Raw genomic sequence first — 17,609 nt, 5'->3', positions numbered from 1 at the left:
CTCAGCCGGACAAGTTGAAGTTGCCGTTGGCGCCGTAGATCGCCAACGCGACGAGCAGAGTCACCGACACCGTCGCAATCAGCGAGGTGCGCACCGCGTTGCCCACGGCGATGCCAACGCCGGACGGGCCACCGCTGGCGAAGAAGCCGAAGTAGGTGTGGATCAACAGGATCGTCACTGCCATCAGGATGGCCTGCACGAACGACCACAACAGATCGATCGGATTCAGGAACGTCGCAAAGTAGTGGTCGTACAGACCGGCGGATTGTCCGAGCAAGACCACCGTCGTGAAGCGGCTCGCAATGAACGAAGCAACAACCGCGACCGCGTAGAGCGGGGTGATTGCGATCATTCCTGCGACCATTCGGGTCCCCACGAGGTAGGGGATCGGGTCGATGCCGAGCGATTCGAGCGCATCGACCTCTTCGTTGATCCGCATCGCGCCCAGTTGTGCGGTGACTCCGGCGCCGAACGTGGCGGCGAGACCGATGCCGGCGACAACCGGCGCGAGGATGCGAACGTTGATGAACGCCGAGAGGAAGCCGGTCAGCGCCTCGATGCCAATGTTGCCGAGCGAGCTGTAGCCCTGCACCGCGAGCGTTCCACCGGCGGCCAGTGTGAGGAAGCCAACGATCACGACGGTTCCACCGATTACCGCGAGGGTGCCGGAACCCATGCTGATCTCGGCAATCAGCCGGATCGTCTCCCGGCGGTAGTGCAGCGCAGCACGCGGCGCACTGGCCAGCGCCTTGATGTAGAAGAGGACATGATCACCGATTCCGCTCAAGCTGTTGATCGGCTTCTTGATGTTCCGCGCAGCGCGCGGGTAGGCGGCACTCAGAGCACTCAAAGCCACGACGCCACCCCCCTCAGCCGACCGTCGCCCGGATACCGATGGCGGTAACCACGACATTGATGACGAAAAGCGCCATGAACGCGTACACCACGGTCTCGTTCACCGCGTTGCCCACGCCCTTGGCGCCACCGGAAACCGTCAGCCCGCGGTAACAAGCGACCAGGCCGGCCACGAGTCCGAACAGCAGTGCCTTGACCGCTGAGATGATCAGTTCGTTGATGCCGGTCAGCAGGGTGATGCCAGCCGCGAAAGCACCGGGGTTGACGTCCTGCACGAAGACCGAGAAGACGTAGCCACCAACGATCCCGATGATGCAAACCAGGCTGTTGAGCAGCAATGCGACCAGGCCCGAGGCAAGCATTCGCGGCGTGACGAGCCGCTGCACCGGATCGATGCCGAGAACCTCCATGGCGTCGATCTCTTCGCGAATGGTCCGCGAGCCGAGATCCGCGCACATGGCAGTTGCGCCGGAGCCGGCGACGATGAGCACAGTGACCATCGGGCCGATCTGGGTCACCGCGCCGAAGGCAGCACCTGCGCCGCTGAGATCGGCGGCGCCGAGCTCGCGAAGAAGGATGTTGAGCGTGAAGCTGACGAGCACGGTGAATGGGATCGCGACGAGCAGCGTGGGAATCAGCGAAACGCGAGCAACGAACCAGGACTGCTCGAGGAACTCGCGCGCCTGGAACGGGCGCCGGAACGCAAACTTCACCGCGTCCGCGGACATGGCGAAAAGACCACCCACAGACTGCAGCGGCTTCGAGTAGTTCGCCTTCAACATGCTCGGCGGCGTCCACCGCGAAGATTTCACGGCCATCAGCGCACCGTCCCGTCCGGACCCGTCATCGCGGACACCGAAACACGATCAATGTTGTGCACCATTTCCATTGAGGCTCGCATTGACGCGAACACGCGGATGCTCTTCGTCCCCCCGTCACGACCGCGATGGCTGCTTCGCGGTCGGCCAGCGCTACGCGGTCGCGCGAGGCCCTGACGTCAGATTTCCACTCACTCCACTTCGTTGAAATCCGATTCTCATTGGTGAGAAGAGTACCTCCAGTATCGGAGAACGCAATAGATCATTCAGAAATCAACTACTTTAATGCGAGCCACCGCAACCGTCTGGAAAATCTGGAAATCCACTGCGTCGCAATATGTTCCGATGGCAGATCAACACGCGATGTCCGCGTGGCTACCGGCGCCAACCCCGAGCGGCCCTTATCTGGCCGCCCGTGCAGTACCTCCCGATCGGGCGGGTGCGCGCCCCGAAGCGCAACACCGCGGCTACCGAAGTAGCGTCCTCACCCGGCCGGCACGAGGTCCGCTCCTGCCAAACGAGACGTCGGGATGCCCGATCGGTAGGCCTCCGTCGCGCCAACAGCCTGCCCGGAGGCCCCGGTTGCCACGAGAGCCTTCGCCTTGAACGCCCGTGCCGCGAGGCTGAGCGTGTGCTCAACCTCGCCGACCGGGCCCTCTAGATCGAACGGCCAGCCGTCGCCCCACATTGCGACTCCGATGCCACCATCGCCGAGCGCCAGGCGCAGTCCTGCCCCGATGCGGGGATCGCTGCGATACAGATCGGCCGAGATTGCCAGCGCTTGCGGATACCGTTCGCCGCCATGCGACTCGAGGATCGCTTCCAGACTGACCGGTTCCGCACCAAGAATCCGGAGCGGACTCGCGTCGCGGTAGTCGGGGACGAGGACGCGGACCTCCCAGCCTCCGAGCGCACGGTCGAACATCCATCCGCCGGCGTTTGCCACCGCGTCGGCAATGCTGGGTGCGACCACATCGAGCCGATATCTCATGAGCGCCCTTCCGCCGATATGTCCCGTTCCAGTGCCGTCGCGTAGTCGTTGAAGACCGTTTGCAGTTCTATCGAGTCGTCGAGGAGCCACGAGATCTCCATTCCGGTGATGAACGCGATGATCTCCACGGCCCTGATCCGCGGATCGAAGTCCGCGCGATAACGTCCGTCGTCCTGGCCGCGGCGTATCACATCGGCGACGATGTCGACCGCGGTTCGCCAGCGTTCGAGCATCCGCTCGTGCAACGGGGTATCGGGAAACAGGTTCTCCACCAAGAGAACAACGAACATCCCGACCAATTCCGGCGAATGCTCGATCCGGTCGGCGGTCGACCGAATGCCCTCGATCAGATCCCCGGCTTGATCCGAACTCGCGGCGTCGTCCGCATCGCGCGCATCCAGCAGCGCGTGCAGCAGGTGCTCCTTGGACTGGAAATGGTGGAGCACTCCGGCGGCGGTGACTCCGGCCTCGGCCGCGATCTGGGACAGCGTCGTGTTTCGCCAGCCACTGCGGGTCAGACTGCGCTGCGCGACCGCAAGGATCAGTTGGCGACGGTCCTCACCCTTGGCGAGCAACGTTGCATACGGTCGAGGGTCATCTTCCACCCAAAACCCCTCAGTTCGACGGACCGGAACCTGGTGAACCTACATTAAGTTGGTTTGCCAAATGTGACAAGGGTCTCATTGAATTCAGGAATCTTTGGGCGCACCGCCCCGGAGCGGCGGTCGCCGGTCCCGCCCTCGTCGTGCTCAGACCCCTCCGGAGAGCGTCTCCCGGATGACGTTCTTCTGCACCTTCCCGCTGGCGGTGCGGGGATAGTCCTCAACCTCACGAAGCAGCTCGGGCCACTTCTGGCGGGCTACACCCTCGGCCTCGAAATGCGCCCTTACCTGCTCCAACGACGGCATCAATGCCTCCGGCCGAATACGCAGTACAGCCGCGACACGCTCTCCCAAACGCTCATCCGGCGCGGCCACGACGATGGCTTCGGCGACCGCCGGCAGGCCGAGCAACACTTCCTCGACCTCCATTGCGCTGATATTTTCGCCGCCGCGAATGATGAGGTCGGCCTTGCGGTCGGTGACCGTCAGGTAGCCATCCGCGTCGAGTACGCCAACGTCGCCTGTGTGATACCAGCCGTCGCTATCGAAGACCGTGTCGGTGAGCGCCTGGTCCAGGTAGCCGAGGCACAGATCCGGTCCACGACTGAGGATTTCCCCGTCCTCCGCCAACCGGATCTCCACACCCGGCAAGGCGCAACCGTCCGTCAGCAGCCGCTTGTCCTCCGGAGCTTCGTTGCGGGACGCCGTAATCGACGGATGCTCGGTACTGCCATAGGCGCGAAACACCATGATGCCCAGGTCCGCGATCCGCCTCGTCACCGCGGCCGGCACCACCGATCCGCCGAGGCCGACCTGCTTGACGTTCGCCAGGTGGGCCGGCGTGAAGTCCGGGTGGTCGAGCAGGCTGGTGACGAAGTAGGGCGGCCCGCCGCCCACCGCGAGACCGTCGCTCTCCATCAGCGCGAGTGCGCGACCGGGATCCCAGACGTCGGCGAGGTGGACCGACAGCCCCTGCATCACCGGAATGAAGAACGCCCCGACCATGCCGATGAAGTGCCCCACTGGCGTTGCCGTGAGGTTCTTCTTGTTGTCGCCGGAGTTGCGTCCCACCAACTGGCGCGCCTCGAAACCGAGCGTCAAGTGACTGTGCACCACGCCTTTTGGCGCGCTCGTCGTTCCCGATGTGAATGCGATCAGCGCCGGCGCGGCAGGATCGGTCGCGATCGTGCCGGCCATCGGCTCGTCCGCGAGGAGGTCGTCGAAGTCGCGTCCGACGACGCCGACCACCGGCACGTCGGCGCTTACATCCGGCTCGTAAACCAGTCGGCCGAACCGCTCGGCCGTGATGAAGACCTTCGGCTGCGCCGCCGCAAGAATGTGGGTCAGTTCCTTGCGTCCGTAGAAGTGCACGATCGGCACCACGGTTGCGCCGATAAACGACGAGGCCCAGAACGTCGCGGCGGCCTCCATCCAGTTGGGTAATTGGAAGGCCACGACATCGCCCGCGCCGACACCGCGAGCACTCAAACCGGCCGCAAGACGACGGGCCACTAGTTCGACGTCACCGAAGGTCCCCGACCACGGACGGACGTCGGAGTGGACTACGAACTCCACGTCCGGCGCCGCGGCCAGACGATCGGCCAGCAGGCTTCCGATGGTCTCGGACCGCCACCATCCTTCGGCAACGTATCGCCTGCACAAATCGTCGGGGATGGTTCGCATTGCCCTCCGTCACTCCCGCTTGAAAACGTGCTTCTCGATTTTGGCGAACCATACATCCGGCCGTCTCGGATGCAACTCCCCACAGAGCCAACTGGAGACATCTCGCACCCGATGAACGTCGAAGTGCATCTTGACTCTTCAAACGTAGAGTAGGATTCTCGGTGTCGATAGCGACGTTCTGATTCTGCAGCTCCGGCGCGGCCCGCCGGGGCATGTCGGTCGCTGCATGGCGACAGGACGGACTCACCCGTGAGCTTTGACAGCCCCCTCGCCGACGACGAACGCAAGCACCCGAGCTACTTCTTCGACCGGCACACCACCGACTATCGGCACCGGTTCCAGGACATCACCGAAGAGATGCAGTCTTCGTGCCCGGTCGCGTGGACCGATACCTACGGCGGCCACTGGGTCGCTGCGAGCAACCGTGCGGTCTTCGAACTGGCGCGCAGCCGGCATGTGTCCAACGACAACGACCTCAACAACGAGCGGCGCGGCTACCGCGGAATCACCATCCCAAATCCGGACGAGGAGTCGCGGTACGCCCGCGGCGGCATGCTGGAAATGGACGACCCCGACCATCGGATCTATCGGCAGGTACTCAATCCCTACCTCTCCCCTGCGGCCGTCGTGCGATGGGAACCGCTCATCGACGACCTGGTTCGAGCCTGCCTCGACGAACGGATCGAGCACGGCACCATTGATTTCGTCGACGATCTCGCCAATGTCGTTCCGGCCGTCCTCACCCTCGCGATGCTCGGCATCCCGCTGAACCGGTGGCAGATCTACTGCGAGCCTGCGCACGCATCGATATACACCCCCAAAAACTCGCCCGATATGCCGCGAGTGAACGAGATGAACATTGCGATGGGCATGGACCTGATCCGCACCATGGCGGAGGTCCGCGCGCAACCCCGTCCGGGTTTGTTGCAGGCGTTGCTCGAGCTTCGGATCGACGGCGAACCGGCACCCGATATCGAGATCCTCGGCATGCTCGGCCTCATCATCGGCGGCGGATTCGACACAACCACCGCGCTCACCGCGCATGCGCTCGAATGGCTTTCGGAGAATCCGGACGAGCGCACCCGGCTGAGCGCGGATCGCGACACGCTGCTCAACCCGGCGACCGAGGAGTTTCTGCGCTACTTCACCCCGGCACCGGGCGACGCGCGCACGTTCTCCGAAGACTGCGCGTTCGGCGAAACGCAGTTCAAAGAAGGCGAGCGACTGTGGCTGTCCTGGGCGATGGCCAACCGCGATCCGTCAGTGTTCGATGATCCGAGTCGAATCATCCTGGACCGCAAGGGTAATCGGCACTACAGCTTCGGGCTCGGCACACACCGCTGCATCGGTTCGAATGTCGCCCGCACGGTATTCAAGTCGATGCTGACCGCAGTTCTCGACCGGATGCCTGACTATCGCTGCGACCCGGACGGCGCGGTGCACTACGAGACGATCGGGGTAATCCAGGGCATGCAGAAACTGCCCGCGACATTCACCCCGGGATCGCCCGTCGGGGCCGGACTCGATGAAACCCTCGACAAGCTGCAACGCATCTGCGATGAACAGAGCCTCGCCGCGCCCGTGACTGTGCGACGCGACGCAGCCGAAATCACCGATTGAGCAGACGGCGCCTCGGTGACGAGCTTCGTCCTCATCCACGGCGGCGGCGACGTCGGCTGGTACTGGCATCTCGTGGAAGCCGAACTACGTGCGAACGGCCATGACACCGTGGCGCCGGACCTTCCCTGTGACGACGACTCGGCCGGCCTCGTCGAGTACGTCGATGCCGTAGCCAATGCAGTGGGTGAGCGCAAACGTGTTGTCCTCGTTGCGCATTCGCTGGGCGGTTTCACCGCCCCACTCGTCTGCGATCAAGTACCGGTCGCATTGCTCGTCCTGGTCGCGCCGATGATCCCCGCGCCGCACGAGGCACCCGCCGACTACTGGACCAACACCGGTTACGACCGGGAGCCGCGGGAGCGGTTCGACGACACTGTCGCCCTGTTCTACCAGGATGTGCCGCCCGAACTCGCGGCCGAGGCGCTACGGCATGGACGCTCCCAATCGGAGGCGCGGCTTGGGGAACCCTCGCCACTGCGGGCGTGGCCCGATGTGCCCACCCGTGTGCTGGTTTGCCGGAACGACAGGATCTTCCCACCCGGTTTTGTGCGCCGCATCGCCCGCGAGCGGCTTGGCATCGGAGTCGACGAGATGGACGGCGGGCACACCCCCGCGCTGAGCCGTCCGCGCGACCTGGCGGATCGTTTGCTGACCTACGCTGCCGCGCTCGGACTCTGATCGAAGAAGATTGCGGGCACGCTACATCCGGGCGTGCCGCGCCATGACCAGGCTGTAGCAACCGTACGCCGCGATGCCGAGCGCCGCGAGGAACAACAGGATCTTGCCGAAGGGCGCGTCGCTGAGTGTCTTCACTGCGGCGTCGATGCCACTCGCCTTGGCCGGATCCGAGGTGAATACGGCGACGATGACGAGAATCCCGGTGCCGACGAGGACGAGGCCCTTCGCGACGTAGCCGACCACTCCGAGCGGCTCGATCACCGTGCCGTGCGACCGGCGCAGGTCGTCGAGGAAGTTCTTGGTCGCGCCCTTGTAGACGTGATACGCGCCGACGCCGATGATGACCAGGCCAACAACGATGAGGATGAACTTTCCGAAGCCGGACTCCATCATCCGCGCACTCAGCCCCGCGTTCTGTTCGCCGCTGGACTTGCCCGAACCCATCGCGAACTGCGCGGCGGCGATAGCAAAGCCGACATACACAACTGCGAGGCTGAAAGCCTTGAGGCGGTCGAACGCGGTGGCGTCCTGCGAGTCACCTTCTCCACCCGGGCCGGATTCGCTTGGGTGTGGACCCAGCAGCGTTTCGGCCAACCGCCAGAGCGCCATCGCCACAAACGCCGCGACCGCGATCCACAGCACGACCTTGCCACCGGTGGTACCGGCGATGGTGCCCAGCGCCCCCGACTGGTCGGCGTTGCCGCCAGAGCCGGACGCGATCCGCACGATGATGTAGGCGATGAGCAGGTGCAAAATACCGCTGACGACGTACCCCGCGCGTGCGGCTCGCTCAAATGTGGTGCTGTCGGTCGCTCGGTCGAGCACGCCCGAAGATCTGTCGGTCATGTGGGATCACCTTTCGACGCGTGCGCCAGCGGACTGTGCCTCTGGAGTGCCACGTCGCGGTCATGACGAAACCCGCCGAATCATGCGATCGGGCGTGCGGCCGGACCAGTAGCCCCGCCACACGCCCGATTGGCGCTCTCTAGTCCGCGTTGCGGTTGCGGCGCAGCAGCAACAGGACCACCGCAAGCAGCGCGACAACCAGCACCGGCGCCGCGGCCTTTTTCACGCCGCCCACACCGGCTGCGTCGAGCAGGTCGATCGGCTCGGCGGCCTTCCGCGGGGCGGCTCCGTTGACGCTGGTCGCCGTCGTGGCGTGCAGAACCGGCGGCGCGTCGGCGGCGTCGGAAGCGGCCGACGCGGCAGTCGGCTCTGCCTGGGATTCCTGCGCGACCGATGCAGTCAGCTCCTCGGCGAGGTTCTTCGCGAACGTGCCGATCAGCGTGCCGGCAACCTCGGCGAGCGCACCGCGCCCGAATTGTGCCGGCTTACCGGTGATGTCGAGATCGGTGTCGACAAAAACGTCAGTGCCCGTGCTCGATTCGATGAGCTTGCAGGTGATCACCGCCTTGGCGGTGCCATTGCCGCGGGCCTCGCGGCCACCACCCTCGAGCACGACAACCTTCTCGGCCTCGTCCGCAGAGAGGATCTTGATGATGCCGCCGTAGCTCAACCCCACGGGCCCGAGCTTGATTTTCATTTTGCCGTGGTAGTCGTCACCGTCGCGTGAGGTGATCGTCGCCCCCGGCACGCACGGCGCGATCCGCTCGATGTCCAGCAGGACTTTCCAAGCGTCGTCCGCGGGCACGGGAATACTGAAGTTGTTGTCGAGCTTCATCGAGCGTCCTCCGTTATGGATCGGTCCTCGGGCGTACTCAGTGACAGCGGGTCGCTGCGCAGGCTCCGCTCCTGCGGCTACGCCTCGGCGTGCGCGCCGGTTTCGTTGATCGTTTCCGCAGCTGCGGCGACGGCGGCCACGATCCCCTGGTAACCCGTGCACCGGCAGAGATTGCCCGAGATACCTTCACGGATCTCGGCCTCGTTCGGGTTCGGGTTGTCGCGCAGAAATGCGGTGCACGACACGATGAAACCCGGTGTGCAGAAACCGCATTGAAGGCCATGATTCTCGCGGAAGGCAGCCTGCACCGGGGACAAGGTGCCGTCGGGCGCCGCGATCCCCTCGACCGTGGTGACCTCCGCGCCGTTCGCTTGCACGGCGAAAACCAGGCAGGCCCGCACTGCTTCACCATCGAGCAGCACCGTGCACGCACCGCATACGCCGTGCTCGCAGCCGAGGTGAGTGCCGGTGAGTCCGCAGTCCACGCGAAGGTAGTCCGCGAGGGTCAAACGGGGCGCGACCCGGTGGCGGCGAAGTACGCCGTTGACGGTGACCTCGATGTCGACGTCAGTCATTGCTGGCCTCCTCTACGGCGCGGCGCCAGGCGCGCGCCACCATGGCTGCTCCCACACGGCGGCGGTAGTCCGCCGATCCGTGCAGGTCCGAGGGCACCGAATCCAGTCCCGCAACAGCGGATTTCCCGATCTCCTCAGCGGCGGTGTCGCCGACCGATTGGCCGATCAACTCCGCCTCGAGTTCACGGGCACGCGTAGTGTTCGGGCCCAGCCCGAACAGCCCGATACTGCATTGTTCGATGCGCGAGTCGGCATCGAGTCGCACCGCGATCGTTGTGCCGGCCATGGCGAAATCGCCACTACGGCTGGCGAATTCCTCGACGGCGAAACCGCAACGGCCGCGCCAGACCGGAAACACGATGCCGGTGAGCAACTCGTCCTCCGCGAGTTCGGTGCTCCACATGCCGGTGAAGAAGTCCGCCGCCGGAATGGTGCGACGACCGCGCGGGGACAGCGCTTCCAACTCGGCGTCGAGCGTGAGTGCCACCGCCGGGTATTCCGAGGCCGCATCCGCGTGCGCGATCGAGCCACCGATGGTGCCGCGGTTACGGATCTGGAAGTGCCCGATCAACGGGGTTGCCCTGGACAGGAGCGGCACCGCACGGCGAACGACGTCGGACTTGCCGACCGTCGACTGCGTCGTCCCCGCACCGATCCAGACCGTATCGCCACGATCCTCGATACCGCGCAGGTCGGTCAGCCGACCGATATCGATCAGGTGCTCGAAGACGGCGAGGCGCAGATTCAGCATCGGCATCAGGCTCTGGCCGCCGGCGATGAACTTCGCTTCGTCGCCGAGTTCGGCGAGCAGCGCGACAGCTTCGTCGGACGTGGCGGGTACGTGGTATTCGAATGCCGCGGGCTTCATGCGGTCACCGTCCTGGTTCGGGCTTCGTCGACCATCGCGACGATCTTGGAGGGCGTCAAGGGAAGACGCGAGATCTCGATACCGAAGGGCGCCAACGCATCTGCGACCGCGTTCACGATCGCAGGCGCCGAGCCGATCGCGCCGCCTTCGCCGACACCCTTGTGACCGCCCGGGCCTGCGCTCGGGGTATCGAGGTGCGCGATCTCGATAGTCGGGGCCTCGACCGCGGTCGGCATGAGGTAATCCATGAACGTGGTGGCGATCGGGTTGCCGGCCTCGTCGTAGGCCTGGTGCTCGAACAGCGCACCGCCAACTCCCTGCACGGTGCCGCCGCAGATCTGGCCTTCCACCACATTCGGGTTGATCATCGGGCCGACGTCCTCGCCGACGATGTAGCGCAGCAACGTCACCGCGCCGGTCTCGATATCGACCTCACACGTGCACACGTGCGTCGCGTTCGCCCACACCATCGGGATTTCGGCCGTGTATCGACCGCTCGCCTCCAGACCATTCGGCACACCGGGTGGCATGGCGTCGCGCTGGAAGTATGCGATTTGCGCGATTTCGGCGAGGGTCAACTCGACATCGGGCACGCCCCGGACCGTCGCCCGGCTGTGGACGAACTCGATGTCGTTGACATCGGCGTTCAGCTTGTGCGCCGCGATCGCGAGGATCCGCTCCCGCAGTCCGACTGCGGTTTCGGCAACGGCACCGGCCGTCATCGAGCCAGACCGACTGCCCTGGGTTCCACCACCGTAGGGGGTGATCGCCGTGTCGCCCTGGATCGTGTTCACGTCGGCGATATCGACACCGAGCGCGTCCGCGGTCAACTGCACGACCGTGGTCTCGATGCTGTTGCCGGACGAACCACCCGCGACATACACGTTGACTTTGCCCGACGGCTCGATCCGGATCGTCGCGCCTTCGGTCGCGAGCGACGGCACCGCACCGGCGGTCGGCTCGACATAGGTGCACGTACCGACACCGATGTAGCGGCCGTCTGCGCGTGCCTGTTGTTGTTCGGCTCGGAACGCCTCGTAGTCGAGCGTCTCGACGGCGAGGTTGAAGGTCTCGAGCGGCGTCATATCGCTGTAGGGCATGCCGTTCGGATTGGGTGCCGGCAACTCTGCCTGGCTCAGCATGTTCCGGCGGCGTAATTCAACGGGGTCGATACCCATTGTGCGGGCAGCCTTGTCGAGAAGTACTTCTCGCGCCATCGATTCGAACTGCCACGGCCCGCGGTAGGCCACACGGCCGATGGTGTTGGTGTACAGCATCTTGAGAGACAATCCCGACGCTGGAACACGGTATGGCCCGGGGAACAACATCCCGACAGCGATGGCACCGGTCAGTGGCGCCGGGATCGGGTACGCACCAACGTTCTGGGAGTGATCGATCGACGCGGCGAGGATCTTGCCGTCGGCGTCGAATGCAATCCGCGCCAAGCCGTGGTCCTGCCGTGCCATACCCGAGGCCATCAGGTTTTCCTGGCGGTCTTCGATCCACTTCACGGCGGCGGGAAGTTTCCGCGCCGCCAGCATGACGCAGATTTCCTCCCGCAGCGGAACGACCTTCTGGCCGAATCCGCCTCCAGTGTCGCGCATGATGACGCGCACCCGATGCTCGTCGATACCGAACAGCCGGGCACAAACCCCACGGACCTCATGCGGCGCCTGGGTCGACGCCCAGATCATCATCTCGCCGGTCGGTGCAGACCATTCGGCGACTATTCCCCTGGTCTCCATCGGCACCGCGCTGTACGCCTGCTGATAAACAGTCTGTTCGACGACGTGAGCGGCACCCTCGAAGATCGGTACCAAATGATCCGCCGGGAATCCCAAACCACCGGCCAGATTGTTCGGACTGCCGGGGTGAACAAGTTCGGTCGCTTCCTCGGCAGTCTCATAGTTGATGACCGGGGTGAGTTCCTCATAGTCGACGACCACCAGTTCCGCCGCGTCCTCGGCGACGTAGCGGTCGTAGGCAATCACGAGTGCCACCGGATCGCCGACGTAGCGCACTTCGTCGTCCGCGAGCGGGGGCCACGGCGTGTCCGGCGCGTCGGCTCCGTCCATCGCGTACCGCAGCTTGTGAACCCCGGGGTTCAGGTCGGCAGCGACATAGACAGCGTGGACGCCGACCAGCGCGACCGCCTCGGAGACATCGATTCCGACGATCTTTCCGCGCGGGATCGGGCTGCGTACGAAGGTGGCGTGCAGCATGCCGGGGCGGGTGACGTCATCGACGAACTGTCCCGCGCCGGTGATGAGCCGCAGATCCTCCACGCGCGGCACTCGCGTGCCGACGTACTTGGACGTGGCTGTTTCCGTAGTACTCATTACTGTCACGCCTCTCGAGAAACGGGCACAGCGAAATTCGGCGTATGGTTACACGCACTCGCTCGGGTGGTCAATATCACTCCGGCCCGCCGCCTTTCAATTCTTCTGTGCTGCAACAGCTTTTGCTTGCACCCCAAGCAAGTCGGCCTATTTGCCCTTATTCATCACACGGTCGGCGGCGGCCCAGTGTTCGTCTGCAATCCACAGCCGAGCGAAGGCATCGACCGCCTCGTCCGGGGTTGCGCCCGAAACCACTCGCTTGATATCCGCCGCAGCGGGGTTGGCCAGTGCCGCACCGAGCGAGCGCCAGCCCTCTTCGAAGGTCTCGCGGGAGTACACGCGATCGATGAGGCCGACCCGTTCAGCCTCCGCGGCCTGCAGGATCGTCCCGGAACCGGCGAGCATGAGCGCACGGCCACGGCCGACGAGTGCAGCGAGCCGTTCGGCGCCGCCCCAAGCGGGCATGATCGCGAGCGAAACCTGGTTGAAGCCGATCTTGATGTCGTCGGCCGCGATGCGAATGTCAGCGGCAACCGCGACTTCGGCGCCACCGCCGAGTGCGTGACCGTTGAGCGCAGCGACGACAGGCGCCGGGAAGGCGGCGATCTGATCGCAGATCCCACGCATCCGCCACGCCATCGCGGCGGCCTCCTCGTGGGTCCGCAGCGCGCTCAGCTCCTTGAGGTCACCTCCCGAGACGAATGCCCGATCGCCGGCGCCCCGTATCACCAGGGCACGCGCACCTTCGGCTGCCTCGATGGCCTTCTCGAGCTCATCCATCGTCGTCGGCGCAATTGCATTGCGCGCCTGCGGGCGATCGATGGTGATGACGGCCAGGCCGTCGGCTATCTCGAGGTCGACATCCGCCACGTGGTTCTCCGCTCCGATATTGGCATTCTCCACTGGTGAGAATAACATGTTCAACACCGGTGATCCGGCCCCATTTGCACGGTTGAGCGGGGTCGGATCGCCTCGCCGCGTCTTGCGTCCAGCCCACGCGATTGGAGCTTCACCCATGCGAAAGATCCCCGTCGAACTGGTCAAACGCTATGAAGACGAGGGTTGGTGGACCTCCGAAACGATGGGCACGATCCTGGCCGGCGGACTCGCGGGCGCACCCGCCGCGGAGTTCGTCGTGCATTCCGCGGTACGGCCCTGGAGCGGCACTTTCGCCGACGTCGAGGTCGTTGCGCGCCGATTGGCGGCGGGCCTGCGCGAGCGCGGCGTAAAGCCTGGCGACGTCGTCGCCTTCCAGCTGCCGAACTGGATGGAAGCAGCGGCGACCTTCTGGGCGTCCGCGATACTCGGCGCCGCCGTCATGCCGATCGTGCACTTCTACGGCCGCAAGGAAGTCGGCTACATCCTCGACACCGTGTCGCCGCGCGTGTTCATCACCGCGGAGAAGTTCGGCAATCTCGAATACCAACCTGAGCTCACGGCGAACGTTCCCATCGTCGGTGTGGTCGGGCGCGACTTCGACGACCTACTCGCCGACGATCCGCTCGAGGGCCTCATTCCCGCCGACCCCACCGGACAGGCCCTGATCGCGTTCACCTCCGGCACGACGAGCAACCCGAAGGGCGTCGTTCACAGCCATCAGACGCTCGGTTACGAGACGCATCAGCTCGCCGGCCTATACCCGTCCGATCGCCAAAAGCAGCTGACCGCAGCCCCTGTCGGACACTTCATCGGCATGATCAATGCCTTTCTTATCCCGGTCCTCGATGGCAAACCGATCCACCTCACCGATGTGTGGGACCCGGGCAAGGCGCTAGGGCTGATGCTCAGCGATGGAATCACCGTCGGCGGCGGCGCTACCTACTTCGTGACCAGCCTGCTCGACCACCCGGACTTCACGCCGGAGCACATCCCCTTCATGCGTTATGCCGGGCTCGGCGGCTCCTCGGTACCGGCGGCGGTCACCACGCGGCTGAACGACATGGGCATCATCGTCTTCCGCTCCTATGGCAGTACCGAACATCCGTCGATTACCGGATCGCACCACACCGCCCCAGAGGACAAGCGGCTGTTCACCGATGGGAATGTTCTGCCGGGTGTCGAGATCCGCCTCGCCGAAGACGGCGAAATCCTCAGCCGTGGACCCGATCTCTGCATCGGCTACACCGACGAGGAGCTGACCGCCCGCGTCTTCGATGACGACGGCTGGTACCACACCGGCGATATCGGCGTGCTCGACGAAGACGGCTACCTCACCATCACCGACCGCAAGTCCGACGTCATCATCCGCGGAGGCGAGAACATCAGCGCCCTCGAGGTCGAGGAAGTCCTGCTGACGATGCCCGGCGTTGCCGAGGCGGCCGTCGTGTCCGCACCCGACGCTCGCCTGGGTGAGCACGCTGCCGCAGTGCTGCGACTGCGCCCCGGGGATGCGATGCCGACCCTCGACGACGTGCGCGCACATTTCGCCGCTGCCGGCATCGCCAAACAAAAGTGGCCCGAAGAACTGCGCGAAGTGTCCGATTTCCCGCGCACGCCCAGCGGCAAGGTGCAGAAGTACGTCCTGCGGCAGGACGTTGCCAGCAAGCAATAAAGAGAATAGTATTCTCGTAAGAGGAAAGGGAGGTTACCCATGTCAGGGCGCAAGCTGCCGTACCCGCTGTTCGACGCCGATAATCACTTGTACGAGACCGAAGAGTCGCTTACCAAGTACTTGCCGGAGCAGTACAAGAACGCGATTCAGTACGTCCAGGTCAACGGACGCACCAAGATCGCGGTCCGCGGCCAGATCAGTGAATACATCCCCAACCCGACCTTCGAGGTCGTGGCGCGTCCCGGCGCGATGGAGGACTACTTCAAGAACGGCAACCCCGAAGGCAAGAGCCGTCGGGAAATCTTCGGTAAGGCCATCAAGGCCCCCGACGCTTTCCGCGAGCCGGGCGCGCGCCTGAAGCTCATGGACGAACTCGGTGTCGATCGCACGCTGATGTTCCCAACGCTGGCGAGCCTCATCGAGGAGCGCCTGCGTGACGATCCGGAGCTGATTCACGTCATCATTCACGCTCTCAACGAGTGGCTGTACGAAGAGTGGGGTTTCAACTACGAGGACCGCATCTTCACCACGCCGGTCATCACCCTGCCCATTCTGGACAAGGCGCTCGAAGAACTGGAGTGGGTGGCGGAGCGCGGCGCGAAGGCGGTCCTGATCCGCCCGGCGCCGGTGCCCGGTTTCAGCGGTCCGCGTTCCTTCGCGATGCCAGAGTTCGACCCGTTCTGGAAGCGCGTCGTCGAGCTCGACATCCTCGTCGCCATGCACTCCTCGGACAGTGGCTACTCCCGCCACGATGCCGAGTGGGAAGGCAACAAGACGGAGATGCTGCCGTTCCAGACCAACACCTTCCGGATGGTCAACGAGTGGCGCCCGATTCAGGACACGGTGGCCTCGTGGGTATGCCACGGCGCGCTGTTCCGGCACCCGGACATCAAGCTCGCGGTGATCGAGGCCGGCTCCGCGTGGCTCAAGCCACTGCTCGAGCAGCTTGCCGACGTGTACAAGAAGGCGCCCGAGGGCTTCGGCATGCAGGACCCGGTCGAGGCAATCAAGCGCAGCGTGCACGTGAGCCCGTTCTACGAAGAGGGCGTCCACGAGCTCATCGATCTCGTCGGTACGGATCGGATCCTGTTCGGTTCCGACTACCCGCACCCCGAGGGCTTGGCCGAGCCGACGCACTTCGCGGACATGCTCGGTCACCTCGATGAGAAGGACCAGGCGAAGATCATGGGCGGCAACCTCGCGAGGCTGCTCGGCGTATGACCTGGCAGACCATCCCGGAGATGGTCTTGTCCACCGGCGACCGCTTCGGCAATGCCGAAGCGGTCGTCGATGGTCCACTCCGGCTGACGTTCACCGAACTCACCGACCGAATCCGTCGTGCGGCAGGAGCTTTCGCCGCACAGGGCATCTCTAAGGGTGACCGCGTCGCCCTCTGGGCGCCGAACTCGGCGGAGTGGATTATCTCGGCGTTCGGGTTGTTGACCGCCGGCGGCGTGCTGGTGCCGGTCAACACCCGCTACAAGACCGACGAAGCGGCCGACATCATCAGCCGCAGCGGCGCGAAGGCCGTGCTCATCGAAAAGGGCTTCCTCGGCAACGATTACACGGCGCCGGCCGGCGTCCCCGTTATCGACATCAAGTCCGACTTCCTGGCGAGCGGAGAACCGTTCGAGTGCAAGGTGAGCGGCGACGATATCGCCGACATCATGTACACGTCCGGCACCACCGGCCGCCCCAAGGGCGTCATGATGAACCACCGCCAGACGCTGCGAATGTTCTCGGAATGGTGCGATCTCGCCGATCTGCGCGAGGGCGATCGCTACCTGATCGTCAATCCGTTCTTCCACATGTTCGGCTACAAGGCCGGGCTCATCGCGTCGATGACTCGTGGCGCGACTGTGCTTCCCGTTCCGGTGCTCGACGTCGAGAAGGTGCTCGAACTAGTCGAAACCGAGCGCATCACCATGCTTCCCGGCCCGCCCACGCTGTATCAGTCGTTGCTCGAGGCCAAGGGGAATTGGGACCTGTCCTCCCTGCGGTGCGCGGTCACCGGCGCCGCAGACATCCCCGTCGAGCTCATCCGGCGGGTCAGCAGCGAGCTTCCGTTCGAGACGATCATGACCGGCTACGGTCTGAGCGAGGGTGGCACGGCGACCGCGTCGCGGCGCGGCGACACCTTCGAACAGATCGCGACCACCGTCGGAAAGCCTTGCAACGGAATCGAAGTCCGCATCGCCGAGGACAACGAGGTACTGATCCGCGGATACAACGTCATGCAGGGCTACCTGGACGATCCCGCGGCGACCGCCGAGGCGATCGACCCGGACGGTTGGCTGCACACCGGCGATCTCGGCACCCTCGACGACGAGGGCCGGCTGAAGATCATC

Annotated in this window: 16 protein-coding genes; 5 read left to right on the top strand and 11 right to left on the bottom strand. The window is 64.7% G+C overall.

Annotated features, from left to right (window positions below; all coding sequences use genetic code 11):
- Window position 1 precedes the first annotated feature (1 nt).
- The 5 genes from A8G08_RS22620 to A8G08_RS22600 form a co-directional block, all read right to left on the bottom strand.
- The gene (locus tag A8G08_RS22620; RefSeq protein WP_068279111.1) at window positions 2–856 is read right to left on the bottom strand and encodes an MlaE family ABC transporter permease; all 855 of its coding nucleotides are present in this window, start codon (window positions 854–856) and stop codon (window positions 2–4) included.
- A gap of 13 nt (window positions 857–869) precedes the next feature.
- On the bottom strand, window positions 870–1,673 hold the full coding sequence (locus A8G08_RS22615; RefSeq protein ID WP_068279109.1) for an MlaE family ABC transporter permease: 804 nt from the start codon (window positions 1,671–1,673) through the stop codon (window positions 870–872).
- A 484-nt stretch (window positions 1,674–2,157) separates the two neighbouring features.
- On the bottom strand, window positions 2,158–2,664 hold the full coding sequence (locus tag A8G08_RS22610; RefSeq protein ID WP_068279108.1) for a hypothetical protein: 507 nt from the start codon (window positions 2,662–2,664) through the stop codon (window positions 2,158–2,160).
- Complete coding sequence (locus A8G08_RS22605) at window positions 2,661–3,269, bottom strand: TetR/AcrR family transcriptional regulator (protein WP_068279107.1); 609 nt, start codon at window positions 3,267–3,269, stop codon at window positions 2,661–2,663. Before A8G08_RS22605 ends, A8G08_RS22610 begins: the two co-directional genes overlap by 4 nt.
- Window positions 3,270–3,413: 144 nt before the next feature.
- Window positions 3,414–4,949: an AMP-binding protein gene (locus A8G08_RS22600; RefSeq protein WP_068279103.1), complete on the bottom strand. Its 1,536-nt coding sequence runs from the start codon at window positions 4,947–4,949 to the stop codon at window positions 3,414–3,416.
- Window positions 4,950–5,198: 249 nt separating this feature from the next.
- Between A8G08_RS22600 and A8G08_RS22595 the strand changes: the two genes are divergently transcribed.
- Together A8G08_RS22595 and A8G08_RS22590 are read left to right on the top strand one after the other, a co-directional pair.
- Entirely contained in the window at window positions 5,199–6,569 is a 1,371-nt protein-coding gene (locus tag A8G08_RS22595; protein ID WP_068279102.1) for a cytochrome P450, read from the top strand.
- A 15-nt stretch (window positions 6,570–6,584) separates the two neighbouring features.
- Window positions 6,585–7,247 (top strand): alpha/beta fold hydrolase, encoded by a 663-nt coding sequence (locus A8G08_RS22590; RefSeq protein WP_068279101.1) that lies wholly within the window; start codon window positions 6,585–6,587, stop codon window positions 7,245–7,247.
- Between the two features lie 21 nt (window positions 7,248–7,268).
- Here A8G08_RS22590 and A8G08_RS22585 read toward each other — a convergent pair whose 3' ends face one another.
- The 6 genes from A8G08_RS22585 to A8G08_RS22560 form a co-directional block, all read right to left on the bottom strand.
- Window positions 7,269–8,093, bottom strand: a complete 825-nt coding sequence (locus A8G08_RS22585; RefSeq protein ID WP_068279092.1) for a DUF1206 domain-containing protein — start codon at window positions 8,091–8,093, stop codon at window positions 7,269–7,271.
- A 139-nt stretch (window positions 8,094–8,232) separates the two neighbouring features.
- Entirely contained in the window at window positions 8,233–8,928 is a 696-nt protein-coding gene (locus A8G08_RS22580) for an SRPBCC family protein (protein WP_068279080.1), read from the bottom strand.
- A 77-nt stretch (window positions 8,929–9,005) separates the two neighbouring features.
- Window positions 9,006–9,503: a (2Fe-2S)-binding protein gene (locus A8G08_RS22575; protein WP_068279077.1), complete on the bottom strand. Its 498-nt coding sequence runs from the start codon at window positions 9,501–9,503 to the stop codon at window positions 9,006–9,008.
- Window positions 9,496–10,371: an FAD binding domain-containing protein gene (locus A8G08_RS22570; protein ID WP_068279076.1), complete on the bottom strand. Its 876-nt coding sequence runs from the start codon at window positions 10,369–10,371 to the stop codon at window positions 9,496–9,498. Before A8G08_RS22570 ends, A8G08_RS22575 begins: the two co-directional genes overlap by 8 nt.
- Window positions 10,368–12,710: a xanthine dehydrogenase family protein molybdopterin-binding subunit gene (locus A8G08_RS22565; RefSeq protein WP_068279073.1), complete on the bottom strand. Its 2,343-nt coding sequence runs from the start codon at window positions 12,708–12,710 to the stop codon at window positions 10,368–10,370. Before A8G08_RS22565 ends, A8G08_RS22570 begins: the two co-directional genes overlap by 4 nt.
- A gap of 147 nt (window positions 12,711–12,857) precedes the next feature.
- Entirely contained in the window at window positions 12,858–13,628 is a 771-nt protein-coding gene (locus A8G08_RS22560) for an enoyl-CoA hydratase/isomerase family protein (protein WP_068279139.1), read from the bottom strand.
- Between the two features lie 97 nt (window positions 13,629–13,725).
- Between A8G08_RS22560 and A8G08_RS22555 the strand changes: the two genes are divergently transcribed.
- The 3 genes from A8G08_RS22555 to A8G08_RS22545 all read left to right on the top strand — a co-directional run.
- Window positions 13,726–15,261: an AMP-binding protein gene (locus tag A8G08_RS22555; RefSeq protein ID WP_068279072.1), complete on the top strand. Its 1,536-nt coding sequence runs from the start codon at window positions 13,726–13,728 to the stop codon at window positions 15,259–15,261.
- Between the two features lie 39 nt (window positions 15,262–15,300).
- Window positions 15,301–16,482 (top strand): amidohydrolase family protein, encoded by a 1,182-nt coding sequence (locus tag A8G08_RS22550; protein ID WP_068279071.1) that lies wholly within the window; start codon window positions 15,301–15,303, stop codon window positions 16,480–16,482.
- Window positions 16,479–17,609, top strand: a 1,131-nt coding sequence (locus A8G08_RS22545; protein WP_068279070.1) for an AMP-binding protein, incomplete at its 3' end; no start/stop codon positions are given. The genes A8G08_RS22550 and A8G08_RS22545, both read left to right, overlap by 4 nt.

This window comes from Aldersonia kunmingensis (genome assembly GCF_001646865.1).
Classification (GTDB): domain Bacteria; phylum Actinomycetota; class Actinomycetes; order Mycobacteriales; family Mycobacteriaceae; genus Aldersonia; species Aldersonia kunmingensis.
This window is presented reverse-complemented; position numbering and strand designations above follow the sequence as displayed.